Source organism: Microcoleus sp. K1-B1, from assembly GCF_036704705.1.
Classification (GTDB): Bacteria; Cyanobacteriota; Cyanobacteriia; order Cyanobacteriales; family Microcoleaceae; genus Microcoleus.
The window spans coordinates 1-1,181 of the sequence record NZ_JAUBSH010000210.1 but is presented as its reverse complement, the minus strand read 5'-3'; the positions used below and the strand labels follow the sequence as shown (position 1 = coordinate 1,181).

1 protein-coding gene is annotated in these 1,181 nt (G+C 43.6%); it reads left to right on the top strand.

All coding sequences use genetic code 11. The annotated features are described in order from the left end of the window. The first annotated feature begins 93 nt into the window (after positions 1-93). On the top strand, positions 94-1,137 hold the full coding sequence (locus QUA83_RS30455) for a CHAT domain-containing protein (RefSeq protein ID WP_333297944.1): 1,044 nt from the start codon (positions 94-96) through the stop codon (positions 1,135-1,137). The last annotated feature ends 44 nt before the right edge of the window (positions 1,138-1,181 follow it).

Sequence of the window (1,181 nt, the reverse complement as noted above, 5' to 3'; positions counted from 1 at the left end):
GAGTTACCTCAGTAGATATATTCTTTTTGTTTACTTATCTTAACATAGTTCGGTTTTTTTGCGCCGACCTACTTACTTGATAGTATTAAAGTTTTGGAATCTCTCCGTGCTGGATTAGACGATGCCAATAAAGTGTCAATATTTGAAACCCAAACTAGCCCCTACGTCACTTTACAAAAAATCTTCATTGCTCAGAAAAAAACTAATGACGCTTTAGAAATTGCCGAACGGGGTAGAGCCCGAGCTTTTGTGGAGTTATTGGCATCTCGCCTTGTCGCATCTGCCTCTGTCACACCTACTATCAACCCGCCCAATATCCAGCAAATTCAACAAATCGCTAAAGAGCAAAACGCTACCCTCGTCGAGTATTCAACTATTTGGAATGAAGCCCTTTATATTTGGGTCATCAAGCCGACTGGTGAAATTACATTTCGCTCCGTTGACCTCAAATCTCTGAACATCAATCTACCCGAAGCCAGCGAAGAGACAAGAGTATCTGCTGCTACCGGGAGGAGAGGATTAAACGAGCAAGATACCCCCTTAGCTGAGATGATTCGCGGCACTCGCGATGCTCTGGGTGTGGGGGACGTTGCCAATAAACAAACAGCTAATCCCCCTGCTTCTACCCCTGCTAATTCTCGGATAATCTACCCCAAATTACAGCAAAGTTATCAACTACTGATTCAACCCATTGCCGAGCTTTTACCTACTGACCCGAATGCTCCGGTCATCTTCATTCCCCATCAATCCCTATTTTTAGTTCCCTTTGCCGCCTTACAAGATCCGACAGGTCAATATCTAATTGAAAAACATACCATCCTCACCGCTCCCGCCATTCAAATTTTGCAGTTAACCCGCCAATCACGACAAAAAGTCCGACAACTTTCTCTCCAAAATAACCTCGTCGTCGGCAATCCAATTATGCCCAAAATTGGCAACCCGCCGCGCCAATTAGCTCCCTTACCGGGCAGCGAACAGGAAGCAATTACAATTGCCCAACTTCTGAATACTAAACCGATTACAGGCACTCAAGCAACTAAAGCATCGATTGTTCAACAGATGCTAAAAGCCCGGATTATTCATCTGGCAACTCACGGATTACTCAATAGACCTCTTGCGAAAGTGCGCTCGTTCTAGGTAAAATAAAATAAAAAATTAGATTAATAAGATGAATTACGAAC